Origin of the sequence: Rathayibacter sp. SD072 (assembly GCF_017355185.1) — a bacterium.
Lineage (GTDB): Bacteria > Actinomycetota > Actinomycetes > Actinomycetales > Microbacteriaceae > Rathayibacter.
In genome coordinates, this window is sequence record NZ_JADILJ010000026.1 from 1 (window position 1) to 25,777 (window position 25,777).

A 25,777-nucleotide genomic window follows, 5' to 3' on the forward strand; every position below is an offset into this window, starting at 1 on the left:
GCGGGAGCGGGGTCGACGGGCGGCAGGACCGCGGGCCGGGGAGCGCTCGCGCGGGTGGAACGGCGGGTCGAGCCGCCGGTCGCGGCTGCGCCGTCCGATTCGCCGGTGTGCCGTGCGGATGAGTCGCTCATGAGTGCCTCCCGAGGCCTGCTGCGGGCGGCCCGCGAGGCGGATCCCAGCCTAGAGCCTCACGCCCGGGAGCCCGCCGAGCGCCCGAGCAGTCCCGCGCGCGCGAGGAGCAGGTAGAGCTCGCAGCCCAGGCAGAGCCCGAACGCCGCGTTGAGGACGGCGGCGAGGAACGCGAGCGAGCCAGCCGCCGCGACGGCGTAGGGCACACCCGCGAGATGGAGGAGCACCCCGGCGCCCGTCACGACGAGTCCGACCAGCTGCGCGAAGCGGAGCGGGCGAGCGTCCTCCCATTCCCGGGGCGGCGCGAGTCGCGGGCGGACCAGCCGGCGGAACACGACCGCCCACGGACCGGAGCCGACGCCGCGCGCCGCCGACCACGCGAACAGCGCGGCGAGCACGGCGAGCAGGAGGAAGCCCGGCTGCACGAGCCGCTCCGAGAGGTCCGCTCGCGCCGGAGCGGCGAGTGCCAGGCCGACCGTGAGGAGCAGGAGGAGCGCGGTCACGGAGGCGGCGAAGCGCGGACCCCGCGGATCGACGCGGCCGGCGGGGGCGGAAGCGGTCACGGGGTCCTCTCCAGGAGTCGGTCGAGCTCGTCGAGCACCACGGAGCGGGAGGGGGCCCCGCTGAGGCGGCTGCGCGCCACTCCGTCGGCATCGAGGACGAGCAGGGTCGGGGTCTGCAGGACGCGGAAGCGGTCGGCGAGGTCGGCGCGGCGCGTGAGGTCGACCTCGAGGTGCACGACGCCGTCCCGCTCCTGGACGAGTGCGTCGAGCATCCGGTGCACGCCCGGGCAGCGGGAGCAGTATTCCGTCGAGAACTGCACGACCGTCGCCGAGGCGCCCAGAGCGGCCCCCGGGAGGAGCGAGGCGGGATCGATCCGGTCGGCGGACGCGACGGGCCGGGCTCGGACACGCCCGCTCGCGCGCCGGTGGGCCAGGCCGAGCGCCGCCGCGAGGGCGACGAGTCCGGCCAGCAGGGCGGCGATCAGGAGGGGATCCACGGGGGAAGGCTAGGCGCGATCCTCGCGCTCGTGCACGTTGTTGCGTCATGAGTCGACCGGCCCCCGAGTGCTCTATCGTCGTTCCGGTGACCGAGCAGACGAGCGCGACTCCCCCCATGGACTCCGACGGAGAGGGGCACGCCATCGAGTTCCGCTCCGATGTCGTCGTCGAGCTGGTGCGCTCGAGCGCCCACGACTCCGACGTCCTCTTCGCCGCCCGCGTCTCGACGCAGGGCGAGCAGACCCTCGCCGGCGCGCTCGACGCCGAGGAGGCCGACGCCGAGATCCAGCGCAAGCGCGACCGCGGCCTCATCAACTACCTGATGCGCGACCGCCACGGCTCGCCGTTCGAGCACAACTCGATGACCTTCTACGTGCAGGCGCCGATCTTCGTGTTCCGCGAGTTCATGCGGCACCGAATCGCCTCCTACAACGAGGAGTCGGGCCGCTACCGCGAGCTCCGCCCTGTCTTCTACGTGCCCGGCCCCCAGCGCAACCTCGTGCAGGTCGGCAAGCCCGGCGCCTACTCCTTCGAGCCCGGCACGCCGGAGCAGACCGAGCTCGTCGTCGCCGAGACCCGCCGCGCGAGCACGCAGGCCTTCGAGGCCTACCAGCGGATGCTCGGCGAGGGAGTGGCCCGCGAGGTCGCGCGCATCGTCCTCCCGCTCAACATCTACTCGTCGATGTACGTGACGCTGAACGCGCGCTCCCTGATGAACTTCCTCTCGCTGCGCACCAAGCGCGAGGACTCGACGTTCCCCTCCTTCCCGCAGCGCGAGATCGAGATGGCGGCCGAGCAGATGGAGCAGCGCTTCGAGGAGCTCATGCCCCTCACCTACGCCGCGTTCAACGCCAACGGCCGCGTCGCTCCCTAGCTCTCGGACGGCCTCCGGGACGTCGGAGTGCCGCGCGCGAGTCGACCCGGACCGGGACGAGCTCCGCGCGCGAGGCCCGCTCCGCGTCGACTCGGGACGACGCAGGCGCTCCAGTGGACGCGGGGCGGGCGCTGCTCGTCGAGGACGCCCCGGTCCGCGTCCTCTCAACGAGTCGGCTCCGCCCGACGAAGCCCCCGGCCACTCGCGTCCGACCCGCTACCCTGGCCTCGTGTCAACTCCGGAGAATCCTTTCGGCCAGGTCCTGGTCGCCCTGGTCACCCCGTTCACCGCCGACGGCGAGGTCGACTGGCCCGGCGTCGAGAAGCACATCGACGACTGCATCCGCGCGGGCGCCGACGGCATCGTCGTGACCGGCACCACGGGCGAGACCAGCACGCTCACCGACCCCGAGAAGATCCGCCTCGTCGAGGTCGGCAAGTCGGTCGCCGCGGGCCGCGCGAAGATCATCACCGGCGGCGGCTCGAACGAGACCGCGCACGCGATGCAGCTCGCCCGCCAGAGCGAGAAGGCCGGCGCCGACGGCAACATGATCGTGACGCCGTACTACAACAAGCCCACGCAGGCCGGCATCCTCACGCACTTCCGGATGATCGCCGACGCGACGGACCTGCCCGTCATCCTCTACGACATCCCGGGGCGCACCGGCGTCCCCATCCGCTACGAGACGATCCTGCGCGCGGCCAAGCACCCGAACATCCTGGCCGTCAAGGACGCCAAGGGCGATCTGTCCGAGGTGAGCCGCGTCCTCAACCAGACCGACCTGATGTACTTCTGCGGCGACGACGCGAACGTGCTGCCCGAGCTCGCGATCGGAGCGACGGGCCTCATCGGCGTCACCGCCAACATCGCGTCCTCGCCCTACCGCACCATCGTCGACGCGGTGAACGCGGGCGACCTGCGCGCCGCGACCCTCGCCCACCAGCAGCTCGAGCCGCTCGTGCGCGCCGTGATGACGCACGTCCCCGGTACCGTCGCCGCGAAGTACATCCTCCACGGCCTCGGCCGCATCTCCTCCCCGCGCGTGCGCCTGCCCCTGGTCGGCCCGGAGGAGTCGGAGGCGGCGCTCATCGAGGACGAGCTCGGCCTCGTGCGCGACATCCCCGGCGTCGACTTCCGCAACTTCCGCCCCGACCGCAACGCCGCCGCCGGCGGCGCCCTCCCCAAGGTCGCCGGCACCACACGCTGACGCCGCTCGAGCGGCACCTCCACCGAGAACCGAACGAAGAGGAGGGCGCATGCCCAGTCCCGTGATCACCCCGCCGGCGCTCGCGGCCGGCACGCTGCGCATCATCCCGCTGGGCGGTCTCGGCGAGATCGGCCGCAACATGACGATCTTCGAGATCGACGGCAAGATCCTGGTCGTGGACTGCGGCGTGCTCTTCCCCGAGGAGAACCAGCCGGGCGTCGATCTGATCCTCCCCGACTTCTCCCCGATCAAGGACCGCCTCGACGACATCGTGGGCGTCGTCCTGACCCACGGCCACGAGGACCACATCGGCGCCGTCCCCTACCTCCTGAAGCTCAAGCGCGACATCCCGCTCATCGGCTCGACGCTCACCCTCGCGCTGGTCGAGGCGAAGCTCAAGGAGCACCGGATCAAGCCGTACACGCTGGCGGTGAAGGAGGGCGACATCGAGAACCTCGGGCCCTTCGAGCTCGAGTTCGTCGCCGTCAACCACTCCATCCCGGATGCGCTCGCCGTCGCGATCATCACGGACGCGGGCTCGGTGCTGCACACCGGCGACTTCAAGATGGACCAGCTGCCCCTGGACGGCCGGATCACGGACCTCCGCGCCTTCGCCCGACTGGGCGAGGAGGGCATCGACCTGTTCATGGTCGATTCGACGAACGCCGACGTCCCCGGATTCACGCCGAACGAGCGCGACATCGGCCCGGTCATCGAGAGCGTGATGGCGAAGGCGTCGCGCCGCGTCATCGTCGCGAGCTTCTCGAGCCACGTCCACCGCGTGCAGCAGGTCCTCGACGCCGCTCACGCGAACGGGCGCCGCGTCGCCCTGCTGGGCCGCTCGATGGTCCGCAACATGGGCATCGCCGCCGACCTCGGCTACCTCAGGGTGCCGCAGGGCGTGCTGATCGACTTCAAGAAGGCGGGGGACATCCCCGAGGACCGGATCGTCTACATGTCGACCGGCTCCCAGGGCGAGCCGATGGCGGTCCTCAGCCGCATGGCGAACCTCGACCACCAGATCGAGCCGGGGGAGGGCGACACCGTCATCCTCGCGTCGAGCCTCATCCCCGGCAACGAGAACGCCGTCTACCGCGTGATCAACGGCCTGACCAGGCTCGGCGCGACCGTGGTGCACAAGGGCAACGCCAAGGTGCACGTCTCGGGTCACGCGGCGGCCGGCGAGCTGATCTACTGCTACAACATCCTCAAGCCGCTCAACGTCATGCCGGTGCACGGCGAGTACCGCCACCTCGTCGCGAACGCGAAGCTGGCGCGCGACACGGGCATCGCGGAGGAGAACACGATCATCGCCGAGGACGGCACGGTCCTCGACCTCCTCGACGGCACGGTCACCCGGGTCGGGCAGCTCGATCTCGGCTTCGTCTACGTCGACGGCTCGACCGTCGGCGAGATCACGGACGCCGATCTCAAGGACCGCCGCATCCTCAGCGAGGAGGGCTTCATCTCGATCATCGTCGTCGTGGAGGCGGGAACCGGCCGCATCGTCGTCGGCCCCGAGATCCACGCCAAGGGCTTCGCCGAGGACGACCGCGTCTTCGACGAGGTGAAGCCGCGCATCGCGAAGGCGCTGGAGGAGGCGGTGCAGAGCGGAGTCAGCGATCAGCACGCCCTGTCCCAGACCATCCGCCGCGTCGTCGGCCGCTGGGTGAACTCCAGCTACCGCCGCCGGCCGATGATCGTGCCGCTCGTCATCGAGGCCTGACCCGGCGGGCGGGGGAGCGCTGCTCCCGAGTCCGCCGCAGCCGAAGAGGGGGCGCACCGCCCGCCGGGGGAACCACCGACCGAGCAGCCAGGAGGCCGCACGTGGAGTACAGGATCCGCACCGCCCGGCGCGAGGACGCGCCGTTCCTCGCCGACATGCTGGTCGAGGCCGCCAACTGGAACTGGACGACCGCCAGGACCCGGATCGACGTCCTCGAGGAGGAGTCCACCCGCCGGTACATCGCGGGCTGGCCCCGCCCGGGAGACCTGGGCTCGATCGCCGAGACAGGTGAGGGAGAGCGGATCGGCGCGTGCTGGTCGCGCCTGTTCACGACCGCCGTGCCGGGACGCGGCTTCGTCGCGCCGGGCGTCCCCGAGCTCACGCTCGGAGTCCGGCCGGTCTGGCGGGCGCAGGGAGTGGGGCGCGCGCTGCTCAAGGCGGCGCTCGAGCAGGCGCGGTCGGCCGGCTACGCCCGGGTGTCGCTGAGCGTCGCGACCGACAACTTCGCCCGCCGCCTGTACCGGAGCGAGGGCTTCACGGCCGTCGCCGACCGGGGCGACGCCGAGACCATGGTCGCGACCCTGCGCTGAGCGGGCGGCCTCGGCGCGGGTCCCCGGCGATGACGGGGGCTGCAGGTACGGTGGCAGCATGGCCACGAGTACCAAGACGACCTCCCGCGGGCGGGGGAGCTCGCCCGCGCGCTCCGGCGCGCCGCGTTCCGGCCGGGGCTCGGGGCGGGGAGCGGCCGAGACGAAGGCCACCGTCGCCTTCGACTCCGGTCCGCGCACCAACGTCCTCGTCCGCCTGTGGATGACGCTCGCGCACGTCGTGGGCGGCGCCGCGCGCGCCCTCGGCCCCGAGCGCCTCGCGAAGGAGGAGCGCCGCGACGGCGTGCCGTTCCTCCTGGTCCTGCTCGGAGTCGCGGGCGCAGTGGTCGAGTGGTTCCTCGCGGGCGATCCCGTCGCGCAGGTGCTCGACGCGTGGAGCTTCGGCGCCCTCTTCGGACGGGTGGCCTACGTGCTCCCGGTGGTCCTCGTGCTCTTCGCACTGTGGCTCTTCCGGCACCCGAGCTCCGTCGACGACAACGGCCGGATCGGCGTGGGCCTGTCGTTCCTGCTGATCGCCTCCGCGGGCATCTGCCACGCCCACCTCGGCACGCCCTACCCGGGCGACGGGATCCTCCGCATGGCCGCCGCCGGAGGCGTGCTCGGCTGGCTCGTCGGCGCCCCGCTCGTCGCGATCGCGACCGTGCTCGGCGCGACGGTGGTGCTCTCGGCAGTCATCCTGCTCTCGCTCTTCATCATCACCAAGACGCCGCCGAACAGGCTCGGCGCGCGGTTCCGCGACCTCTACTCGTACCTCTTCGGCACTCCCGTCGTCGACGACGAGGAGCGGGCCCGTCTGAAGGCCGAGAAGGCCGCCGCGAAGGCGGCCGCCAAGGCCGAGGCGGAGTCGTCCGACGATCAGGAGGAGGGCGGCGAGCTGCCCTGGTGGCGTCGGACCGAGTCCGGGCGCGAGGACGAGCCGACAGTGCAGGCCGAGCTCCCGATCGACTCGCTCACCGAGATCGTCGACGAGCCGAAGGGCCGTCGCGGCCGGTCCCGCACGAAGGGCTTCGACACCGCCCTCGAGGAGCACGACGAGCCCTCCGATCCGCCCACGCGCTCCTACGAGACCCAGGTGCTCTCGGACGTCGAGGACGCCGAGGCGGCCCTCGCGCGCTTCGAGCGCTCCGGCGCCGCCACCACTCCCGTCGGGGTCGTCGACGACGACGCGACCGGAGTCATCCGACTGGACGACCTCGACGTCGCGCCCGCCGTCCCGGTGCCGCCGGTCATCGAGACCGGTCCCATCGCCCCCGTGCCCGCCGACGACCCGACCGCCGGCTTCGACTCCTCGTTCGAGGACGACACCCCGTACCGGCTCCCGTCGGCCGCGGCGCTGTCCACCGGCACGCCGTCCAAGGCGCGCTCCGCGGCGAACGACGAGATGGTCCGCGCGATCACCGAGGTGCTGCAGCAGTTCAACGTCGACGCCACGGTCACCGGCTTCTCCCGGGGGCCCACTGTCACGCGCTACGAGATCGAGCTCGGTCCTGGCGTGAAGGTCGAGCGCGTCACCGCGCTGAGCAAGAACCTCTCCTACGCCGTCGCCAGCAACGAGGTCCGGATCCTCTCGCCGATCCCCGGCAAGAGCGCCATCGGCGTCGAGATCCCGAACACCGACCGCGAGATCGTGTCGCTGGGCGACGTCCTGCGCTCCTCGGCCTCCACGACGTCGACACATCCGATGACCATCGGCGTCGGCAAGGACGTCGAGGGCGGCTACGTCGTGGCGAACCTCGCCAAGATGCCGCACCTCCTGGTCGCCGGCTCCACCGGCTCCGGCAAGTCCAGCTTCGTGAACTCCATGATCACGAGCCTGCTCATGCGCGCGCGGCCGCAGGACGTCCGCATGGTCCTCATCGACCCCAAGCGCGTCGAGCTGACGATCTACGGAGGCGTGCCGCACCTCATCACGCCCATCATCACGAACCCCAAGAAGGCGGCCGAAGCGCTGCAGTGGGTCGTGAAGGAGATGGACATGCGGTACGACGACCTCGCGTCGTTCGGCTACCGCCACATCGACGACTTCAACGCCGCTGTCCGCGGCGGCGAGATCGTCCTGCCGCCGGGCAGCAACCGCGTGCTGAAGCCGTACCCCTACCTGCTGGTGGTCGTCGACGAGCTGGCCGACCTGATGATGGTCGCCCCGCGCGACGTCGAGGACTCGATCGTCCGCATCACCCAGCTCGCGCGCGCCTCCGGCATCCACCTGGTGCTCGCGACCCAGCGCCCGAGCGTCGACGTCGTCACCGGCCTGATCAAGGCCAACGTGCCGAGCCGTCTCGCGTTCGCGGTCACGAGCGTCACCGACTCCCGGGTGATCCTCGACCAGCCGGGCGCCGACAAGCTGATCGGCCAGGGCGACGGACTCTTCCTGCCGATGGGCACGAACAAGCCGATGCGCGTGCAGGGCGCGTGGGTCCGCGAGGACGAGATCGCGAAGGTCGTCGAGCACGTCACCCGGCAGGCGCAGCCCGAGTACCGCCAGGACATCACCGTCCAGGCGCAGCGCAAGGAGGTCGACTCCGACATCGGGGACGACCTCGAGCTGCTCGTCGCCGCGGCCGAGCTCGTGGTCAGCACGCAGTTCGGCTCGACGTCCATGCTCCAGCGCAAGCTCCGTGTCGGGTTCGCGAAGGCGGGGCGGTTGATGGACCTCCTCGAGTCGCGCGAGGTCGTCGGACCCTCCGAGGGGTCCAAGGCCCGCGACGTGCTGGTGACCGCCGAGCAGCTGCCCGGGGTGCTGGCCCGCATGCGCGGAGAGGAGCCGGGCGAGGCTCCCGTCGCCCCCTCCGCTGTCGCTCCGGACCCCTACGACGACCCGCTGGCCGAGCCGACCGGTCCCGCCGCCGTCGACTACCACGACCACGACGAGAGCTCGGACGACGACGCCTGGCACCTCACGGGACGCGACTGAGCGATGATCCGCGCGGCGCACCGGACGACCACGACGAACGCAGGAGCACGATGAGCACTCCCACTCACGACAAGGCCTCGCCGGTGAGCAACTGGAACCTGCCGAACGCGATCACCGTGGTGCGGATCCTGCTCGCGCCGGTGTTCTTCTGGATGCTGCTCGCCGACGGGGGAGACGACGGCGGCCTCCGGATCGCGGCCGCGCTGCTCTTCATCGTCGCCATCGCGACCGACGGCATCGACGGGCACATCGCCCGCAGCCGCGGCCTGGTCACCGATCTCGGCAAGCTGCTCGACCCCATCGCCGACAAGGTGCTGACCGGCGCCGCCCTCATCGGGCTCTCGATCCTCCTCGAGCTGCCGTGGTGGGTGACGATCCTCGTCCTCGTGCGCGAGATCGGCATCACGGTGTTCCGGATGGCCGTGCTGTCCGATCGCGTGATCCCCGCCTCGCGCGGGGGCAAACTGAAGACGATCGCGCAGTCCGTGGCCCTCTCGCTCGCGCTGCTGCCGTTCTGGAACGTGCTCGGCGAGTGGGTGCACTGGCTCAACGGCGCGACCATGACCGTCGCCGTCGTCCTCACCGTCGCGACGGGCGTCGACTACCTCGCCGACGCCGCCCGCCAGAGTCGAGCGGCACGCCGGGCGTGATCGCCGAGGCGCTCGTCCGCGCGCTGGAGGCCCGCGGACTCGGACTCGCCGTGGCGGAGTCGCTCACCGGCGGAGCACTGAGCTCCGCGATCGTGGAGGTGCCCGGCGCCTCGGCGGTGCACCGCGGAGCCGTGGTGAGCTACGCGACCGACCTCAAGCACCGGCTGCTCGGCGTCGACGAGGCGCTCCTGGAGGCGGAGGGCCCGGTGCACCCCGAGGTCGCGCTGCAGATGGCCCGGGGAGCGGCCGAGCGGCTCGGAGCCGTCGGCGCCCGCACGGTCGGCATCGCGACCACCGGAGTCGCGGGGCCGGACCCGCAGGGAGGCCGCGCGGTGGGCACGGTCTTCATCGCCGTGGTGCTCGGAGGTCTCGAGACGGTGCGCGAGCACCGCTTCGAGGGCGACCGCGCGGGGATCCGGGCGGCGAGCGTCGAGGCGGCCCTGCGCCTGGCCGAGGACACCTTCGCGCACTCCTCCGACGAACCCGCCTGAGTGTTCCGGAATCGCTCCGGAATCGTGGAATGCCCTGGGTTTCGCCCCGGTTACATCTGACGTCGCTCACACGCAAAGTCCAGTCATCCGGTATTAGAGTCGACTCACACGAGCCGGGTAGTGAACAGCTATCCGGTTCCTTCGTACACACCCCCCTTCGAATTCATGCTCCGGCATCACTCGACGAGACCGTGGACGAAGAAGCGGTTGACGTGGAGAAGGAGGGTCCAATGGTTCTAGTTCGTCAGGAGATCGGCGATGTCCTCAGGGACTTCCGCCTGCAGAAAGGTCGCACGCTGCGCCAGGTGGCCAGCAAGGCGAGTGTCGCTCTGGGCTACCTGAGCGAGGTCGAGCGCGGTCAGAAGGAGGCCTCCTCGGAGATCCTCGCCTCTGTCGCCGATGCGCTCGACACCCCCATCTCCGTGATCATGCGCGAAGTCGGAGACCGGCTCGCGGTGATCGAGGGGATCGACACCATTCCCGACACCATCCCGGCCGACATGGTCGCCGGATTCGACGCGGACCTCGTCACGCGGTAGACGGTCCCGACCGCTTCATCCCCCACCTCCATTCCACGCGAAGGGCGCCCCGGCTCCGGCCCGGGCGCCCTTCGTCGTTCCCGGCCGGCCGCCTCTGCGGTTAGCGTGGAGTCATGAGGTTGAGCGAGTTCCGACAGCTGGTCGACGACGAGTTCGGGGCGTCCTACGCCCGCGTGCTCGTGTCCGATCTCGTGCTGACCGAGCTCGACGGGCGGACGGCGGACCGGGCGCTCCGGGACGGTGCGGAGCCCCGGGAGGTCTGGCTCGCCCTGTGCCGCGCGAGCGACGTGCCCGAGAGCCGCTGGCACGGGATCGACCCGAAGAGCCGTCGCCGCTGAGCCGTCGCTCGCCCTGACTCCCGAAGTCGTGTTCGACACGCCGGGTGCCGATGATCGAAGTCGTGTTCGATCGGGTCTAGGCTCCTCCACAGAAGCAGGAACGCCGCCGTGTCCACGGAGGCGCTCGCGCCGGGCGCCGATGTCGGTGGTCCGGCATACCGTGATGACAAGTCAACGGACCTGCTTCACCGCCTTGTCGCAGCCGGCCGGCGTCGTGTTCACCACGGCGGCATCACCGGCACGACGCGACAGCCTGTAGGCGATACCACCCCGACACGAGAGCGAGACGGCCATGCCCAGTTCCTCAGACCGCGAGAAGTCCCTCGAGACCGCACTCGCGCAGATCGACCGCCAGTTCGGCAAGGGCGCCGTCATGCGCCTCGGCAGCGACGAGCGCGCCCCCGTCGAGGTGATCCAGACCGGCTCGATCGCCCTCGACGTCGCGCTCGGCATCGGCGGGCTCCCGCGCGGCCGCATCGTCGAGATCTACGGCCCCGAGTCCTCCGGTAAGACGACGCTGACGCTGCACGCCATCGCGAACGCGCAGCGCAACGGCGGCATCGCGGCGTTCATCGACGCCGAGCACGCGCTCGACCCCGAGTACGCCAAGAAGCTCGGCGTCGACATCGACTCCCTGCTCGTGTCCCAGCCCGACACCGGAGAGCAGGCCCTCGAGATCGCCGACATGCTCGTCCGCTCGGGGTCCATCGACCTGATCGTCATCGACTCCGTCGCCGCACTCGTGCCGCGTGCCGAGATCGAGGGCGAGATGGGCGACTCGCACGTCGGTCTGCAGGCGCGCCTCATGTCCCAGGCGCTGCGCAAGCTCACCGGCGGGCTGAACACCACCAACACCACGATGATCTTCATCAACCAGCTCCGCGAGAAGATCGGCGTCTTCTTCGGCAGCCCCGAGACCACCGCCGGCGGCAAGGCGCTCAAGTTCTACGCGTCGGTCCGCCTCGACATCCGCCGCATCGAGACGCTGAAGGACGGTACCGACGCGGTCGGCAACCGCACCCGCGTCAAGGTCGTCAAGAACAAGATGGCGCCGCCGTTCAAGCAGGCGGAGTTCGACATCCTCTACGGCATCGGCATCTCGCGCGAGGGAAGCCTCATCGACTTCGGTGTCGAGCACGAGATCGTCCGCAAGTCGGGTGCCTGGTACACCTACGACGGCGACCAGCTCGGACAGGGCAAGGAGAAGGCGCGCCAGTTCCTCATCGACAACCCCGACATCGCGGCAGAGATCGAGAAGCGCATCCTCATCAAGCTGGGTGTCGTCGCCGATCCGAACGCGGTGAAGGACGCCGCTCCGGTCGCGATCGAGACCAAGCAGCCCGTCGCCAAGCAGCCCGTCCGCAAGGGCGCTTGAGCCCGGTGCGAGACGCGAACGGGGAGAGGGCCGAGGGTCGTCCCGTGGCCTTCCTCCCCTGGGTCACGGACGGCGAGCAGGAGACGGAGGCGTCCGCCTCCGCTCCGACGGGCGCGGGCGACGGGCGGACGGATCGGATCGCCGAGCTGTCGGCCCACGTCGCCCGCCGCTCGCCGGCTGCTCCCGAGGCGGCACTCCCCGAGACCGCGCCTGCCGAGGAGGCCGCCGACGAGGACGACGAGGCGTTCGAGCTGCCCGAGGAGCCCGATCCCGAGCAGATCGCCGACCGCATCGTCCGGGGCCTCTCGCGCAAGAGCCTGTCGGTCGCCGAGGTCGAGGCGCGCCTCTACACCGAGGGCGTCGCCGAGAAGGACGCACTCGAGATCCTCGAGCGGTTCGCCCGCTTCGGCTACCTCGACGACCACCGGATGGCCGGGCAGCTCGTCACGCAGCTGCGCGAGCGCAAGAAGCTCGGCAGGTCCTCGATCATGCAGGAGCTCCGCGGGCGCAAGCTCGACCCCGATGCCATCGCCGCGGCGCTCGACGAGCTCGACGGGGACGACGAGTACCGCACCGCCGTCGAGCTCGCGCGCAAGCGCCTGCCGAGCCTGCGCTCCCTGTCGGACGAGGTGGCGGAGCGGCGCCTCACCGGATTCCTGGCGCGCCGCGGTTACTCCGGCGCCCTCGTGCAGCGCGTCGTGCGCGAGACCGTCCGCAAGCCCGGCTCGAGCGTCCGCTTCCGCTGAGCCGCTCGGGGTGCTCCCACCCCGAGGGCGCGCCGGGAGCGCTCCGACCGGCGCGTAGAATCCCTGACCATGACCACGCTCATCCCCGCTCCGGTCTCCGCTGCCGTCGCCCGCCCGAGGACCTACGAGGTCCGCACGTTCGGCTGCCAGATGAACGTCCACGACTCCGAGCGGCTGAGCGGGTCCCTCGAGGCGGCGGGCTACGTTCCGGCCGACGGCGCCGAGGCCGACGTGGTCGTCATCAACACCTGCGCGGTGCGCGAGAACGCCGACAACAAGCTCTACGGCAACCTCGGCCACCTCGCCTCGGTCAAGCGCCGCCACGAGGGCATGCAGATCGCCGTCGGCGGCTGCCTGGCGCAGAAGGACAAGAACGTCATCCTCGACAAGGCCCCGTGGGTCGATGTGGTATTCGGCACCCACAACATGGGCGCTCTTCCGAGCCTGCTCGAGCGCGCCCGCCACAACGAGGAGGCGCAGCTCGAGATCCTCGAGTCGCTCGACGTCTTCCCGTCGACGCTCCCCACCAAGCGCGACTCGACCTACAGCGGGTGGGTGTCCATCTCGGTGGGCTGCAACAACACCTGCACGTTCTGCATCGTCCCCTCGCTCCGCGGCAAGGAGAAGGACCGCCGTCCCGGCGACGTCCTTGCCGAGATCCAGGCCCTCGTCGACGACGGGGCCATCGAGGTGACCCTCCTCGGGCAGAACGTGAACTCCTACGGCGTCGAGTTCGGCGACCGCCAGGCGTTCTCGAAGCTGCTGCGCGCCGCAGGCACGATCGACGGGCTCGAGCGGATCCGCTTCACGAGCCCCCACCCCGCGGCCTTCACCGACGACGTCATCGACGCGATGGCCGAGACTCCGGCCGTCATGCCTCAGCTGCACATGCCCCTGCAGTCGGGGTCCGACCGGGTGCTCAAGGCGATGCGCCGCTCGTACCGCTCCGAGCGCTTCCTCGGCATCCTCGACCGGGTGCGAGCGAGGATCCCGCACGCCGCCATCAGCACCGACATCATCGTCGGGTTCCCCGGCGAGACGGAGGCCGACTTCGCCGAGACGCTGCGCGTCGTCGAGGAGGCGCGCTTCGCCTCGGCCTTCACCTTCCAGTACTCGATCAGGCCCGGGACCCCTGCGGCGACGATGCCCGACCAGCTGCCCAAGCGGGTGGTGCAGGAGCGCTACGAGCGCCTCGTCGCCCTGCAGGACGCGATCAGCGAGCAGGAGAACCGCGCGGTCGTCGGCCGCGAGGTCGAGGTCCTGGTCGCCACGGGGGAGGGTCGCCGCGACGCCGAGACGCACCGCCTCAGCGGTCGTGCCGAGGACAGCCGGCTCGTCCACTTCGACGTGCCCGCCGGTTCGGAGCAGCCGCGGCCCGGAGACGTCGTCTCGGTCCTGGTCACCCGTGCCGCTCCGTTCTACCTGCTCGCCGATTCCCCGGACGGAGCGCCGCTGCGCATCCGCCGGACCCGCGCGGGCGACGCGTGGGACCGCGCGCAGACGGAGTCGTGCGGCGTGCCGTCGACCGGTGGCACCGGCGGCGCGCCGCGGGTCTCCCTCGGCCTGCCGGCGCTCCGCGCGCGGCCGGCGACGCTGACGTCTCCGATCTACGACGCTCTCGATGGCGAGCGCTGACGCGGGAGCACCCGAGCTGATCGCGGTCGTCGGGGCGACGGGCACGGGCAAGTCCGAGCTCGCCCTCGATCTCGCCGAGCGGGTGCGCGCGGCCGGCCGCGGGGCCGAGATCGTCAACGCCGACGCCATGCAGCTCTACCGCGGCATGGACATCGGCACGGCGAAGCTCCGTCCCGACGAGCGGCGCGGGGTCCCGCACCACCTCCTCGACGTCCTCGACGTCACCGAGGAGGCGTCGGTCGCGCGCTACCAGTCCGAGGCGCGCCGCGTCGTCGAGGAAGTGCTGGCGCGCGGGGCCCTGCCGATCCTGGTCGGGGGCTCAGGTCTGTACGTCTCGAGCGTCGTCTTCGAGTTCTCCTTCGCGGGGACCGACCCGCAGGTGCGTCGGGCGCTCGAGGAGACCGCGGAGCGCGAGGGCGCGGGCGTCCTGTTCGAGCGCCTGCGCGCCGTGGACGAGGTCGTCGCTGCTCGGATCGGCCCGCACAACGTCCGCCGCATCGTCCGCGCCCTCGAGATCACCGAGCTCACCGGCACCCCGAACAGCGCCCTGATGTCCGACGAGCCGGAGCTCTGGCGGCCGGCGGAGCTGCTGTTCCTCGAGGCGCCCCGCGACGTCCTGGTGCGCCGGCTCGACGAGCGGGTCGAGCGGATGTGGGCCGACGGCGTGCTCGACGAGGTGGAGCGGCTGGTGCCCCTCGGGATCGAGCGAGGCGTCACCGCGAGCCGCGCGATCGGCTACGCCCAGGCGCTCGGGCAGCGTGCGGGCGAGCTCTCGCAGGAGGAGGCGATCGCCTCGACGCAATCGCTCACCCGCCGCTACGCCCGGCGGCAGAACAGCTGGTTCCGCCGCTACCGCGACGCCCACCGCCTCCCGTCCGGAGCACCGGATCTGGCGGCACGGGCCGCGGTCGCAGCCCAGCTCGACGACTCCGCTCCTCGCTAGGCTGTCCGCCATGACGATCGAGCTGCACTTCACCAAGGGCCAGGGCACCGGGAACGACTTCGTGCTCTTCAGCGACCCCGACGGTGAGGTGGACCTCACGCCCGCGCAGATCGCGATGATCTGCGACCGGCACTTCGGCGTCGGAGCCGACGGGATCATCCGCGCCGTGCGCTCAAGGGCGATCGCCGAGGGTGCGGCCTCGCTCGCGGAGGAGCCGGAGGCCGAGTGGTTCATGGACTACCGCAACGCCGACGGATCGATCGCCGAGATGTGCGGCAACGGCGTCCGCGTGTACGCGGCGTTCCTCCTGGCGAGCGGCCTCGCCGAGCTCGAGCCGGGCGACACCCTGCCGATCGGCACCCGCGCCGGTGTGCGCGACCTCACGCGCAGCGGCTCCGGGTTCCAGGTCGACCTGGGGCGCTGGGAGCTGGCGGGCGGCGAGCCGCTGGTGCGGGCCAAGGAGCTCAAGGTCGCCCGTCCCGGCCTCGGGATCGATCTCGGCAACCCGCACGTCGTCGTCGCCCTCAGCAACGACGAGGAGCTCGACTCCGCCGATCTGACCTACATCCCCCAGGTCGAGCCGGAGCCCGTGGACGGTGCGAACATCGAGTTCGTCGTGCCGGGGGAGCCGCTGATCCACGACGGGATCGGCCGCATCCGGATGCGCGTGCACGAGCGGGGCAGCGGGGAGACCCTCAGCTGCGGCACCGGCGCCGCGGCGGCCGCCCTCGCGGTGCGCTACTGGGCGGGAGCCCGTGCGCCGCAGTCGTGGCGCGTCGACGTCCCGGGCGGCACGCTCGGAGTCACGATGTTCGCCACCGAGGAGGGCGAGCACGTGGGCCTGTCCGGTCCGGCCGACCTCGTCTACACCGGCACGATCCGCATCGACTGACGCGGGAGTCAGGCCGAGCGGGTGGTCCGCAGGACGCGGAAGCCCTTGGCGCTGGCGACCCGTTCGACCTCGAGCCGCTCGTCGAAAGCCTCGACGAGCCACTTCTGCAGCGAGTCGGACCCGAGGTTCCTCTGCACGACCAGCCACCCGTCGGCTCCGGGAGCCAGTCGGGGGAGCCAGCGCTCGAGCAGCGCGTGCAGCTCCTCCTTGCCGATGCGGATCGGCGGGTTCGACCAGATCGCGTCGAACCGCACGTCCGCGGGAACATCCTCCGGCAGGACGGCGTTGACATTGGTGACGCCGAGTTCCTCGCAGTTGCGACGGACCAGCTCGAGCGCCCGCTGATTGACGTCCACCGCCCACACCCGGGCGTCCGGAGCGCCGAGGGCGAGCGAGAGAGCGATCGGACCCCAGCCGCAGCCGAGGTCCAGCAGGTCCCCGCTCGCGGGAGGCTCGGGAACCGCGTCCAGCAGGACGCGGGTTCCGAGATCCACATGGCCGGGGCTGAACACGCCTCCGGCGGTGGTCAGCTCGAGGTCGCGGCCCGCCAGGCGGGCCGTGATCCTGCGGGGCCGGATGTCACCGTCGGGCGTACTCGTGAAGTAGTGCTCGGCGGCCATGAGAAGTGAACCTATCAAGACCTGAGGAGTTAGTGTTATCCGGATGACGGAAGACCTGAACGAGACCGGCACGACCGAGGCCGTGGACGTCGTCTCGAGGGTTCTGGCGAACGCGCAGTCGCGGTCGGCGGGATACTCGCGCTTCGTCTCGGGCGGCGCCCAGGCGCTGCAGACGTCGGGCCACGGGGGCGAGGACTCGGACGGCGAGCAGTTCGACCGCGAGGACCGGCAGGCCCTGCGCCGCGTCGCCGGCCTCTCGACCGAGCTCGAGGACGTCACGGAGGTCGAGTACCGCCAGCTGCGCCTCGAGAACGTGGTGCTGATCGGCGTGTACTCGCAGGGCTCGCTCGAGGACGCCGAGAACTCGCTGCACGAGCTCGCCGCTCTCGCCGAGACGGCGGGGGCGACCGTGCTCGACGGACTGCTGCAGCGCCGACCGCACCCCGACCCGAGCACCTACCTCGGCAAGGGCAAGGCCCAGGAGCTCGCCGGCGTCGTCGCGGCCCTCGGCGCGGACACCGTCGTGGCCGACACCGAGCTCGCCCCGAGCCAGCGCCGTGCGCTGGAGGACGTGGTGAAGGTGAAGGTGATCGACCGCACCGCGGTGATCCTCGACATCTTCAGCCAGCACGCCAAGAGCCGGGAGGGCAAGGCGCAGGTCGAGCTCGCCCAGCTCGAGTACCTCCTCCCGCGACTGCGCGGATGGGGCGAGTCGATGTCCCGCCAGGCCGGTGGCCAGGTGGGCGCGGGTGCCGGCATGGGCTCGCGCGGACCGGGTGAGACGAAGATCGAGCTCGACCGGCGTCGCATCCACACCCGCATGGCGCGACTGCGCAAGCAGATCACCGCGATGAAGCCCGCCCGCGAGGCCAAGCGCGCGAACCGCAAGCGCAACGCCGTCCCGTCGGTCGCGATCGCCGGCTACACCAACGCCGGCAAGTCGAGCCTGCTCAACCGGATGACCCACGCGGGCGTCCTGGTCGAGAACTCGCTGTTCGCCACGCTCGACGCCACGGTCCGGAAGGCTCAGACGGCCGACGGCCGCCTGTACACGTTCGCCGACACCGTCGGCTTCGTGCGGGCGCTGCCCCACCAGCTGGTCGAGGCGTTCCGCTCGACGCTCGAGGAGGTCGCCGACTCCGACATCATCGTCCACGTCGTCGACGCCTCGCACCCCGACCCCGCGGGGCAGATCGCGACCGTCCGCGACGTGATCGGCGAGGTGGGCGCGCGCAGCATCCCCGAGATCATCGCCTTCAACAAGTCCGACCTGGTCGACGAGGGCGCTCGTCTCGTCCTCCGCGGTCTCGCTCCGGACGCGGTCTTCGTGTCGGCGAGGACGGGCGAGGGCATCGACGAGCTGCGCTCCCGCATCGCCGAGATCCTGCCCGAGCCGAACGTCGAACTCGATCTGCTCGTGCCGTACGACCGCGGCGACGTGATCTCGCAGCTGCACCGCAGCGGCAGGATCCTCGCGACCGCCTACGTCGACGGCGGCACCCGCGTGCAGGCCCTGGTCCACCAGGACCTGGCGGGCCCGCTGGCCGAGTTCACCGCTCCGGCGCCGGCCGTCGAGGCCTAGCAGCACCACCCGAGCGCCCGCGGTCCCCGAGGAGGGGGGCGCGGGCGCTCCGTCGTTCCGGACACGTCCGACCGCTCTGCACAACGCCCCGCGACACACTCCGTCACGCCCGGTCACACCGCGTCACGCGCCTCGACGGCGCGGCGGAGCCGTTCCTACTGTGGACCCCGGAGCGCCACCCGGCGCCTGGAGCGACAGCCGAGCCCGGCACCCGCCCCACCGATCACACGCTGTGGAACGGAGGGCCCGCTGTGCCGTCGACCCGCTCGGAGACCCCTCCGGACACGCACTGTCCGACTCCGGTCCCCTTCTCCTTCGAGGTCTACCCGCCTCGCACCGACGCGGCGACAGCGGCTCTCGTGCGCACGGTCGACCGCCTCGCCGCGGCGGGCCCGTCGTTCATCTCCGTCACTTACGGCGCGGGCGGCTCGTCCCGGCGCGCCTCGCTCGAGCTCCTCCGCCACATCCGGCAGCACACCTCCGTCGAAGCCCTCGCCCACCTGACCTGTGTGGGGTCGACAGCCGCGGAGGCGGGTCGGCTCGTGCACGAGTTCCTCGAGGCGGGCGTCACCCGGTTCCTGGCGCTGCGCGGCGATCCTCCGGCGGACGCGGCCGACGGCGAGCCGTTCCTCGGCGAGCTGGGCAGTGCCGCGGAGCTGGTGCAGCTCATCCACCGCGTGCAGGCCGAGCGCGAGCCCTACGCGGCGGTCGCCGTTCCAGGATCGTCGGCGCTGCGAGTGGATCCGGCGTCGCGCCCGCGCGCCCAGGTGGCGGTCGCGGCGTTCCCCAACGGGCACCCGCGCTCGCGGTCGTCGTCGCAGGACATCGACGCGCTCCTCGCGAAGGAGGCGGCGGGAGCGTCGTTCGCGATCACGCAGCTCTTCTTCCATCCCGCCGACTACGTGCGCTTCGTCGAGAGGGCGCGAGCCGCCGGCGTGCGCATGCCGATCATCCCGGGCGTGATGCCGGTGACCAGCCCCGGCCGCCTCCGCCGGATGCTCGAGCTCAGCGGGGAGGACCTGCCCGCCGAGCTCACGATCGCGCTCGATGTCGAGCCCGACGACGAGGCGCGCACGCGGATCGGAGTCGAGCACGCGGCGGGCCTCGTCCGCACGCTGGTCGAGTCCGGAGCGCCCGCCGTCCACCTGTACGCCTTCAACCGGCACGAGGCGGTCCTCGCCGTCCTCGCCGAGAGCGGCCTCCTGGCTGCTCCCGCCCCGACCACGACCCTCACCACGGAGAGAGCATCATGACGACGACCGCACCCGACTTCCCGACCGGCACGATCCTGGGGTACCCGAGGATCGGCCGCAGGCGCGAGCTCAAGAAGGCCGTCGAGGCCTTCTGGAGCGGTGCCGCGACAGCCGACGAGCTCGAGCGCGAGGCCGCCGGCCTGCGCGCGGCGACGCGCGAGCGGCTCGCCGCTCTGGGACTCGGACGCACCGACTCCTCGATCCCGGAGGCGCACTCCTTCTACGACCAGGTCCTCGACACCACCGTCGCCGTCGGCGCGATCCCCGAGCGCTTCGCCGATCTCGCAGCCGACGGCTCGCTGGACCTCGCCGGCTACTTCACGCTGGCTCGCGGCGACGGTGAGCGCGCTCCGCTCGAGATGACCAAGTGGTTCGACTCCAACTACCACTACCTCGTGCCGGAGATCGGGCCCGAGACGTCGTTCTCGGCCTCGGACGACCGCCGGGTGCGCGAGGTGGGGGAGGCTCGGGACGCCGGCTTCACCACCCGTCCGGTGCTCGTGGGACCGGTGACCTACCTCCTGCTCGCGAAGCCGACGGACCGGGCCCCCGAGGGGTTCTCCCCCCTCTCCCGTCTCGCCGATCTCCTCCCGGTCTACGTCGAGCTCCTGGCCCGGCTGCGCGCGGCGGGCGCCGACTGGGTGCAGCTCGACGAGCCCGCGCTGGTCTCGGAGTCGGTCGATGCGCCGCGAACGGAGGTGCTCGATGCCGTCCGCGAGGCGTACCGCGTGCTCGGCGGTGCGGTCGACCGTCCGGCGCTGTTCGTCGCGGCTCCCTACGGCGATCTCCGCGACGCCCTGCCGGTGCTCGCCGCGTCGGCCGTGGAGGCCGTCGGAGTCGATCTCGTCAACGGATCGGCGCCGGCGCCCACCCCGGGGCTCGAGAGCACGGTGCTGGTCGCCGGCGTCGTCGACGGGCACAACGTGTGGCGGGGCGATCTCGCGGCGGCCCTCGTGACGGCCGAGGGGCTGCGACCGCTGGCGGGCGGCGTCGCCGTGTCCAGCTCCACGTCCCTCTTTCACGTCCCGCACGACGTGACGGACGAGCCGGATCTGGACCCGCGCCTGGCGTCCTGGCTCGCGTTCGCCGATCAGAAGGTCGAGCAGATCGCCGTCCTCGCCGAGGGGCTCCTCGCCGGCGCGGCGGCCGTCGAGCGGCCGCTGCGCGAGGCCACCGCCGCGCTCGAGGACCGTCGCTCCGCTCCCGGAGTGCGCGACGGCGCCGTGCGGCAGCGTGCGGCACGACTCACCGTCGACGATCACCGCCGAGTCCCCTACGAGGAGCGCGAGGCGGCGCAGGAGCAGTCGCTCGGCCTCCCGGTGCTCCCCACCACGACGATCGGCTCCTTCCCCCAGACGCGGGGGATCCGCACCGCGCGGGCCGCTCTGACGCGCGGCGAGCTCTCGCACGAGCAGTACGTCGAGCGCATGCGCGACGAGATCCGGCAGGTGGTGGCGCTCCAGGAGGAGATCGGCCTCGACGTGCTGGTGCACGGGGAGCCCGAGCGCAACGACATGGTCCAGTACTTCGCCGAGAACCTCGACGGGTTCGCCGTCACGCGCAACGGCTGGGTCCAGTCCTACGGGAGCCGCTGCACGCGCCCGTCGCTGCTCTGGGGCGACGTCTCGCGGCCCGCGCCGATCACCGTCGAGTGGTCGAGCTTCACCCAGTCGCTCACCGAGCGGCCGGTCAAGGGCATGCTCACCGGGCCGGTGACGATCCTGGCCTGGTCCTTCGTCCGCGACGACCAGCCGCTGGCGGACACGGCCGTGCAGGTGGCGCTGAGCCTCCGCGACGAGATCGCCGACCTCGAGGCCGCGGGCATCCGCATCGTCCAGGTCGACGAGCCCGCCCTCCGCGAACTCCTGCCGCTCGAGAAGGCGGATCAGCCGGACTACCTCGAGTGGTCCGTCGAGTCCTTCCGGCTCGCGACGGCCGGAGCCCGCGCCGCGACGCAGATCCACACGCACCTCTGCTACTCCGAGTTCGGCGTGGTCATCGACGCGATCGACCGGCTCGACGCCGATGTGACGAGCATCGAGGCTGCGCGCTCCCGGATGGAGGTCGTCGTCGACATCGAGCGCTCGGGCTTCGCCCGGGGCATCGGCCCGGGCGTCTACGACATCCACTCCCCACGGGTGCCGGGCGTCGAGGAGGTCTCGGACCTCGTCGGAACCGCGCTCGGCTCCATCCCCGCGCGGCAGGTCTGGATCAACCCGGACTGCGGCCTCAAGACGCGCGGGTACGACGAGACGGTAGCGTCGCTGCGCTCCCTGGTCGCGGCGGCGGCCGAGGCGCGCCTCGCGCTGACGGAGGCTGTCGTCTAGAAGAGCTCTCACGACGAAGGGGGCGGACGGCGCGCAGCCGTCCGCCCCCTTCGTCGTCGGCGCTCAGACGGAGCGCAGGACCGCGACGATCTTGCCGAGCACCTCGGCCTCGTCGCCGAGGATCGGCTCGAAGTTCGAGTTGCGGGGGAGCAGCCAGGTGTGCCCGTCTCGCTGGCGCAGGACCTTCACCGTGGCCTCGCCGTCGAGCATCGCCGCGACGATCTCGCCGTTCTCGGCCGTGCGCTGCGACCGCACGACGACCCAGTCGCCGTCGCAGATCGCGGCGTCGATCATCGACTCGCCCACGACCTTGAGCATGAAGAGCTCGCCCTTGCCCACCAGCTGGCGGGGGAGGGGGAACACCTCGTCGATCTGCTGGTCCGCCGTGATGGGGACTCCGGCGGCGATCCGCCCGACCAGCGGCACCATCGCGGCGTCGCCGACCGTCACGCTCGACTCGAACGACCCGTCGTCCTCGGTCGAGCTCGGCACGTCGATGAGGATCTCGAGAGCGCGCGGGCGGTTCGGATCGCGGCGGAGGTAGCCGCTGAGCTCGAGCTGGTTCAGCTGGTGCGTGACGCTCGAGAGCGAGGCGAGGCCGACCGCGTCGCCGATCTCGCGCATGCTCGGCGGGTAGCCCCGGCTCGAGACCGAGCGCTGGATCGCGTCGAGGATCGCGAGCTGCTTCGCGCTCAGGTTCTTCCGGCGGCGTCCGGTGCCCTGCTTGGCCTTGGCGGTCTGCGCGTCGCTCACGTGATCCTCTCTCGGCGCGCACCCCGCGTGCGCGCCCGCCCGGGTTGCGGTCGATCGCCGATGTCGGTGGTCGCTGCTGTACTACCAGCGGGCTCTCGAAACTGTATCCGGCAAGGGTGGCCGTTCGAAACATTCGTTCGAGTGTGTCGCGCGTTCTCGACAACGGATACGACGCGTCAGGCTCTTGCCTCCCGCTTTTTTCGAAGATATATTCGGAACAGAGGTTCGGGGCGGCCTCCCGGCCGAGGTCCGCCCCGAATCCCTGCTGAAAGGAGCGATCCCCATGATCGATCAGCACACCCACCAGCACAGCACCGCCGCCCTCGACGGTGCCGACGCGAAGCGTCCTGCCGTCGTGCGCACGCGACTCCGGATCACCCGCCGCGGCCGAGCCGCCCTCTCGGTTCTCGGGGCGCTCCCGCTCATCGCCGGCGCCTTCGCGTTCGGGCTCAACGGTGGAGGAGCGGTCGCCTCGGCCGAGACCTCCGAGGTCGAGTTCCAGTACGTGACGGTGCGCGCGGGGGAGTCGCTCTGGTCCCTCGCCGAGGAGATCGCACCCGACAGTGACCCGCGCGATGTCGTCTCCGACATCGTCTCCCTCAACCAGCTCTCGAGCGCCGGCCTCGAGCCCGGGCAGCGCCTCGCCGTCCCCGGCGCCTACGAGCTGGTCCGCTGAGCGGAGCGCCGGCTCGGCTCGACTCTGCGGCGGGCCCTGCCTCCTCGACGGGCGCCGCTACCATTCCCTGGTGACGACTCTCGACGACCTCCCTCTCCGTGACGACCTCCGCGGCAAGCTGCCCTACGGCGCTCCGCAGAAGGTCGTCCCCGTCGCCCTCAACGTCAACGAGAACACGCACCCCGTCCCCGACGACGTCATCGCCGACATCGTCGAGCGGGTGTCGGTCGCTCTGCGGACCGTGAACCGGTACCCCGACCGCGAGTTCCGTGAGCTGCGGGACTCGCTCGCCGGTTACCTCGGTCACGGACTGACCGCCGACAACATCTGGGCGGCGAACGGATCGAACGAGGTGCTGCAGCACATCCTGCAGGCCTTCGGCGGACCGGGTCGCTCGCTCCTCGGCTTCGCCCCGACCTACTCGATGTACTCGATCCTCGCCTCCGGCAGCGGCACCGAGTGGATCCCCGCGCCCCGGCAGGCCGACTTCGAGGTCGGAGCCGACCACGCGGCGGAGCAGGTCCGCCGTGCGCAGCCGGACATCGTCTTCCTCTGCGCGCCGAACAACCCGACGGGCACACCCCTGCCGCTCGCGACCATCGAGGCCGTGTACAACGCGACCTCCGGGATCGTCGTCGTCGACGAGGCGTACGCCGAGTTCGGCGGCCGAGGCGCCGACACGGCACTGAGCCTGCTCCCCGGCCGCCCCCGACTGCTCGTCTCGCGCACGATGAGCAAGGCCTTCGCCTTCGCCGGCGTGCGCCTCGGCTACCTGGCCGCCGACCCCGCGGTCGTCGACGCCCTCCGGCTCGTCCGCCTGCCGTACCACCTCTCCGCCCTCACGCAGGCGGCCGCCACCGCGGCCCTCGCCCACGCCGACGAGATGCTCGCGATGGTCGGCGACATCATCGAGCAGCGCGACCGCATGGTCGTCGGCCTCCGCGAGCTCGGCTACACCCCCCACGCGACGGGCAGCAACTTCGTCCTGTTCGGCGGGGTCGCCGACCCCGCCGCGACCTTCGAGGCGCTGCTGGCTCGAGGCGTCCTGATCCGCGACGTCGGCATCGCCGGGCACCTGCGGGTGAGCGCGGGCACCGAGGAGGAGACGACCGCGTTCCTCGAGGCGCTGCGCTCGCTGCCGGCACCCGATGCCGACCCGGCGACGGCGCTCGCGCACGAGTAGCGCGCACCCGCCGAGGGGTGCGGGGGCGGCGAATAGACTGGTCCCATGACCTCCCCGAGCGCCGCACCCGGGCGCACCGCCTCCCTCAGCCGTGCCACCAGCGAGTCGAGCATCGAGCTCTCGATCGACCTCGACGGCACCGGTGCCGCGGACCTCGAGACCGGCGTGCCCTTCTTCGACCACCTGCTCACCGCCTTCGCGAAGCACTCGCTCACCGACCTCCGGGTGCGCGCCACGGGCGACGTCGAGATCGACATCCACCACACGGCCGAGGACATCGGCATCGTGCTGGGCACCGCGATCCGGCAGGCGCTGGGCGACAAGAGCGGCATCTCGCGGTTCGGCGATGCCCTGGTCCCGCTCGACGAGGCCCTCGTCCAGGCAGTCGTGGACATCTCCGGCCGCCCCTACCTCGTGCACACGGGGGAGCCGGAGGGCTTCGCCCTGCACCTCATCGGCGGGCACTTCACCGGCTCGATGGTCCGCCACGTCTTCGAGGCCATCGCCTTCAACGCGGGCCTCACCGTGCACGTGACCGTGCTCGGCGGTCGCGATCCGCACCACATCGCCGAAGCGGAGTTCAAGGCGTTCGCCCGCGCCTTCCGCCAGGCCAAGGCGTTCGACCCGCTCGTCGCTGGGGTCCCCTCCACGAAGGGCGCGCTGTGAGCGCCCGCCCGTCCGTCGTCGTCTACGACTACGGATCCGGCAACGTCCACTCCGCCGTCAAGGCGCTCGAGCTCGCCGGGGCCGATGTCGAGCTCACCTCCGACCGCCGGAAGGCGCTGGAGGCCGACGGGCTGCTCGTCCCCGGAGTCGGCGCGTTCAGCGCGGTCATGGACGCTCTCACGAAGGCGCGGGGCGGCGAGATCATCGACAAGCGGCTCTCGGGGGGCCGCCCGGTCCTGGGGATCTGCGTCGGCATGCAGGTGCTCTTCGAGCGCGGCGTCGAGCGCGGCGTCGAGAGCGAGGGACTGGGCGAGTGGCCCGGCACGGTCGACCTCCTCCCCGCCGAGGTGGTCCCGCACATGGGCTGGAACACCGTTCAGGCGCCCGCGGGCTCGGTCCTCTTCGACGGCATCGCCGACGAGCGCTTCTACTTCGTGCACTCGTACGGCGCCCGGGAGTGGTCGCTCGACGTCATCCCTCCGTTCCCGGCTCCCGCGGTCACCTGGTCCGATCACGGCGGTCCCTTCATCGCGGCGGTCGAGAACGGTCCTCTCTCGGCGACCCAGTTCCACCCCGAGAAGTCGGGCGCCGCGGGCCTGCGGCTCCTCTCCAATTGGCTGGGCGGGCTCCGCACGAACTAGGATCGGCC

Annotated in this window: 26 protein-coding genes; 21 read left to right on the plus strand and 5 right to left on the minus strand. The window is 71.6% G+C overall.

Features of this window, described 5'->3' with window-relative positions:
- Positions 1–188: 188 nt before the first annotated feature.
- Both IOC53_RS11400 and IOC53_RS11405 read right to left on the minus strand, forming a co-directional pair.
- Positions 189–692 (minus strand): DUF4395 domain-containing protein, encoded by a 504-nt coding sequence (locus IOC53_RS11400; RefSeq protein WP_207405806.1) that lies wholly within the window; start codon positions 690–692, stop codon positions 189–191.
- Positions 689–1,129 (minus strand): thioredoxin family protein, encoded by a 441-nt coding sequence (locus IOC53_RS11405; RefSeq protein ID WP_207405808.1) that lies wholly within the window; start codon positions 1,127–1,129, stop codon positions 689–691. Before IOC53_RS11405 ends, IOC53_RS11400 begins: the two co-directional genes overlap by 4 nt.
- Before the next feature lie 116 nt (positions 1,130–1,245).
- On the opposite strand from IOC53_RS11405, the gene thyX reads away from it, so the two are divergent.
- The 9 genes from thyX (at position 1,246) to IOC53_RS11450 (ending at position 10,477) form a co-directional block, all read left to right on the plus strand.
- A complete protein-coding gene (gene thyX / locus IOC53_RS11410; RefSeq protein ID WP_207405880.1) occupies positions 1,246–2,004 on the plus strand; it encodes an FAD-dependent thymidylate synthase in 759 nt (252 codons plus the stop codon).
- A 229-nt stretch (positions 2,005–2,233) separates the two neighbouring features.
- Positions 2,234–3,211, plus strand: a complete 978-nt coding sequence (dapA, locus tag IOC53_RS11415; RefSeq protein ID WP_207405810.1) for a 4-hydroxy-tetrahydrodipicolinate synthase — start codon at positions 2,234–2,236, stop codon at positions 3,209–3,211.
- Between the two features lie 49 nt (positions 3,212–3,260).
- Positions 3,261–4,937 (plus strand): ribonuclease J, encoded by a 1,677-nt coding sequence (locus IOC53_RS11420; RefSeq protein ID WP_207405812.1) that lies wholly within the window; start codon positions 3,261–3,263, stop codon positions 4,935–4,937.
- Positions 4,938–5,038: 101 nt separating this feature from the next.
- Entirely contained in the window at positions 5,039–5,527 is a 489-nt protein-coding gene (locus tag IOC53_RS11425) for a GNAT family N-acetyltransferase (RefSeq protein ID WP_307786171.1), read from the plus strand.
- A 58-nt stretch (positions 5,528–5,585) separates the two neighbouring features.
- A complete protein-coding gene (locus IOC53_RS11430) occupies positions 5,586–8,459 on the plus strand; it encodes a DNA translocase FtsK (RefSeq protein ID WP_207405814.1) in 2,874 nt (957 codons plus the stop codon).
- 50 nt (positions 8,460–8,509) lie between these two features.
- Entirely contained in the window at positions 8,510–9,109 is a 600-nt protein-coding gene (gene pgsA / locus IOC53_RS11435) for a CDP-diacylglycerol--glycerol-3-phosphate 3-phosphatidyltransferase (RefSeq protein ID WP_207405816.1), read from the plus strand.
- Positions 9,106–9,600, plus strand: coding sequence for a CinA family protein (locus IOC53_RS11440; RefSeq protein WP_307786172.1), 495 nt, complete (start codon positions 9,106–9,108; stop codon positions 9,598–9,600). Before pgsA ends, IOC53_RS11440 begins: the two co-directional genes overlap by 4 nt.
- A gap of 230 nt (positions 9,601–9,830) precedes the next feature.
- Complete coding sequence (locus tag IOC53_RS11445; RefSeq protein WP_055793878.1) at positions 9,831–10,139, plus strand: helix-turn-helix domain-containing protein; 309 nt, start codon at positions 9,831–9,833, stop codon at positions 10,137–10,139.
- A 113-nt stretch (positions 10,140–10,252) separates the two neighbouring features.
- The gene (locus IOC53_RS11450) at positions 10,253–10,477 is read left to right on the plus strand and encodes a DUF3046 domain-containing protein (protein ID WP_207405818.1); all 225 of its coding nucleotides are present in this window, start codon (positions 10,253–10,255) and stop codon (positions 10,475–10,477) included.
- 171 nt (positions 10,478–10,648) lie between these two features.
- On the opposite strand, the gene IOC53_RS19260 is transcribed toward IOC53_RS11450, so the two are convergent.
- Positions 10,649–10,771, minus strand: a complete 123-nt coding sequence (locus tag IOC53_RS19260) for a hypothetical protein (RefSeq protein WP_278250064.1) — start codon at positions 10,769–10,771, stop codon at positions 10,649–10,651.
- Here IOC53_RS19260 and recA point away from each other — a divergent pair.
- From recA to dapF, 5 genes are all read left to right on the plus strand, one after another.
- Complete coding sequence (recA, locus tag IOC53_RS11455) at positions 10,770–11,852, plus strand: recombinase RecA (protein ID WP_055793336.1); 1,083 nt, start codon at positions 10,770–10,772, stop codon at positions 11,850–11,852. The two genes, IOC53_RS19260 and recA, sit on opposite strands and share 2 nt — an antisense overlap.
- A 44-nt stretch (positions 11,853–11,896) precedes the next feature.
- On the plus strand, positions 11,897–12,598 hold the full coding sequence (locus IOC53_RS11460) for a regulatory protein RecX (RefSeq protein WP_207405820.1): 702 nt from the start codon (positions 11,897–11,899) through the stop codon (positions 12,596–12,598).
- A 69-nt stretch (positions 12,599–12,667) separates the two neighbouring features.
- Positions 12,668–14,233 (plus strand): tRNA (N6-isopentenyl adenosine(37)-C2)-methylthiotransferase MiaB, encoded by a 1,566-nt coding sequence (gene miaB / locus IOC53_RS11465; RefSeq protein WP_207405822.1) that lies wholly within the window; start codon positions 12,668–12,670, stop codon positions 14,231–14,233.
- Positions 14,220–15,176: a tRNA (adenosine(37)-N6)-dimethylallyltransferase MiaA gene (gene miaA, locus IOC53_RS11470; protein WP_207405824.1), complete on the plus strand. Its 957-nt coding sequence runs from the start codon at positions 14,220–14,222 to the stop codon at positions 15,174–15,176. The genes miaB and miaA overlap by 14 nt, the downstream gene beginning before the upstream one ends.
- A 10-nt stretch (positions 15,177–15,186) precedes the next feature.
- On the plus strand, positions 15,187–16,068 hold the full coding sequence (dapF, locus tag IOC53_RS11475; RefSeq protein ID WP_207405826.1) for a diaminopimelate epimerase: 882 nt from the start codon (positions 15,187–15,189) through the stop codon (positions 16,066–16,068).
- Between the two features lie 8 nt (positions 16,069–16,076).
- Here dapF and IOC53_RS11480 read toward each other — a convergent pair whose 3' ends face one another.
- Positions 16,077–16,688, minus strand: a complete 612-nt coding sequence (locus IOC53_RS11480; RefSeq protein WP_207405827.1) for a class I SAM-dependent methyltransferase — start codon at positions 16,686–16,688, stop codon at positions 16,077–16,079.
- A gap of 43 nt (positions 16,689–16,731) precedes the next feature.
- On the opposite strand from IOC53_RS11480, the gene hflX reads away from it, so the two are divergent.
- The 3 genes from hflX (at position 16,732) to metE (ending at position 21,850) form a co-directional block, all read left to right on the plus strand.
- A complete protein-coding gene (gene hflX / locus IOC53_RS11485) occupies positions 16,732–18,270 on the plus strand; it encodes a GTPase HflX (protein WP_207405829.1) in 1,539 nt (512 codons plus the stop codon).
- Between the two features lie 359 nt (positions 18,271–18,629).
- The gene (locus IOC53_RS11490; protein WP_374070733.1) at positions 18,630–19,523 is read left to right on the plus strand and encodes a methylenetetrahydrofolate reductase; all 894 of its coding nucleotides are present in this window, start codon (positions 18,630–18,632) and stop codon (positions 19,521–19,523) included.
- Complete coding sequence (metE, locus tag IOC53_RS11495; RefSeq protein ID WP_207405833.1) at positions 19,520–21,850, plus strand: 5-methyltetrahydropteroyltriglutamate--homocysteine S-methyltransferase; 2,331 nt, start codon at positions 19,520–19,522, stop codon at positions 21,848–21,850. Before IOC53_RS11490 ends, metE begins: the two co-directional genes overlap by 4 nt.
- 63 nt (positions 21,851–21,913) lie before the next feature.
- Here metE and lexA read toward each other — a convergent pair whose 3' ends face one another.
- On the minus strand, positions 21,914–22,603 hold the full coding sequence (gene lexA / locus IOC53_RS11500; RefSeq protein WP_207405835.1) for a transcriptional repressor LexA: 690 nt from the start codon (positions 22,601–22,603) through the stop codon (positions 21,914–21,916).
- A 283-nt stretch (positions 22,604–22,886) separates the two neighbouring features.
- Here lexA and IOC53_RS11505 point away from each other — a divergent pair, with 283 nt between their 5' ends.
- The 4 genes from IOC53_RS11505 (at position 22,887) to hisH (ending at position 25,769) form a co-directional block, all read left to right on the plus strand.
- Entirely contained in the window at positions 22,887–23,279 is a 393-nt protein-coding gene (locus tag IOC53_RS11505) for a LysM peptidoglycan-binding domain-containing protein (RefSeq protein WP_207405837.1), read from the plus strand.
- Positions 23,280–23,349: 70 nt separating this feature from the next.
- The gene (locus IOC53_RS11510; RefSeq protein ID WP_207405839.1) at positions 23,350–24,462 is read left to right on the plus strand and encodes a histidinol-phosphate transaminase; all 1,113 of its coding nucleotides are present in this window, start codon (positions 23,350–23,352) and stop codon (positions 24,460–24,462) included.
- A 45-nt stretch (positions 24,463–24,507) separates the two neighbouring features.
- Positions 24,508–25,128, plus strand: coding sequence for an imidazoleglycerol-phosphate dehydratase HisB (gene hisB, locus IOC53_RS11515; RefSeq protein ID WP_207405841.1), 621 nt, complete (start codon positions 24,508–24,510; stop codon positions 25,126–25,128).
- Positions 25,125–25,769, plus strand: a complete 645-nt coding sequence (hisH, locus tag IOC53_RS11520) for an imidazole glycerol phosphate synthase subunit HisH (protein ID WP_207405843.1) — start codon at positions 25,125–25,127, stop codon at positions 25,767–25,769. Before hisB ends, hisH begins: the two co-directional genes overlap by 4 nt.
- The last annotated feature ends 8 nt before the right edge of the window (positions 25,770–25,777 follow it).

Coding starts and splice junctions, on each gene's coding strand:
- thyX (WP_207405880.1), top strand. CDS start 1,246: ATGGACTCCGACGGAGAGGGGCACGCCATCGAGTTCCGCTCCGATGTC.
- IOC53_RS11420 (WP_207405812.1), top strand. CDS start 3,261: ATGCCCAGTCCCGTGATCACCCCGCCGGCGCTCGCGGCCGGCACGCTG.
- IOC53_RS11430 (WP_207405814.1), top strand. CDS start 5,586: ATGGCCACGAGTACCAAGACGACCTCCCGCGGGCGGGGGAGCTCGCCC.
- pgsA (WP_207405816.1), top strand. CDS start 8,510: ATGAGCACTCCCACTCACGACAAGGCCTCGCCGGTGAGCAACTGGAAC.
- IOC53_RS11445 (WP_055793878.1), top strand. CDS start 9,831: ATGGTTCTAGTTCGTCAGGAGATCGGCGATGTCCTCAGGGACTTCCGC.
- IOC53_RS11450 (WP_207405818.1), top strand. CDS start 10,253: ATGAGGTTGAGCGAGTTCCGACAGCTGGTCGACGACGAGTTCGGGGCG.
- recA (WP_055793336.1), top strand. CDS start 10,770: ATGCCCAGTTCCTCAGACCGCGAGAAGTCCCTCGAGACCGCACTCGCG.
- IOC53_RS19260 (WP_278250064.1), bottom strand. CDS start 10,771: ATGGCCGTCTCGCTCTCGTGTCGGGGTGGTATCGCCTACAGGCTGTCG.
- miaB (WP_207405822.1), top strand. CDS start 12,668: ATGACCACGCTCATCCCCGCTCCGGTCTCCGCTGCCGTCGCCCGCCCG.
- miaA (WP_207405824.1), top strand. CDS start 14,220: ATGGCGAGCGCTGACGCGGGAGCACCCGAGCTGATCGCGGTCGTCGGG.
- dapF (WP_207405826.1), top strand. CDS start 15,187: ATGACGATCGAGCTGCACTTCACCAAGGGCCAGGGCACCGGGAACGAC.
- IOC53_RS11480 (WP_207405827.1), bottom strand. CDS start 16,688: ATGGCCGCCGAGCACTACTTCACGAGTACGCCCGACGGTGACATCCGG.
- hflX (WP_207405829.1), top strand. CDS start 16,732: ATGACGGAAGACCTGAACGAGACCGGCACGACCGAGGCCGTGGACGTC.
- metE (WP_207405833.1), top strand. CDS start 19,520: ATGACGACGACCGCACCCGACTTCCCGACCGGCACGATCCTGGGGTAC.
- IOC53_RS11505 (WP_207405837.1), top strand. CDS start 22,887: ATGATCGATCAGCACACCCACCAGCACAGCACCGCCGCCCTCGACGGT.
- hisB (WP_207405841.1), top strand. CDS start 24,508: ATGACCTCCCCGAGCGCCGCACCCGGGCGCACCGCCTCCCTCAGCCGT.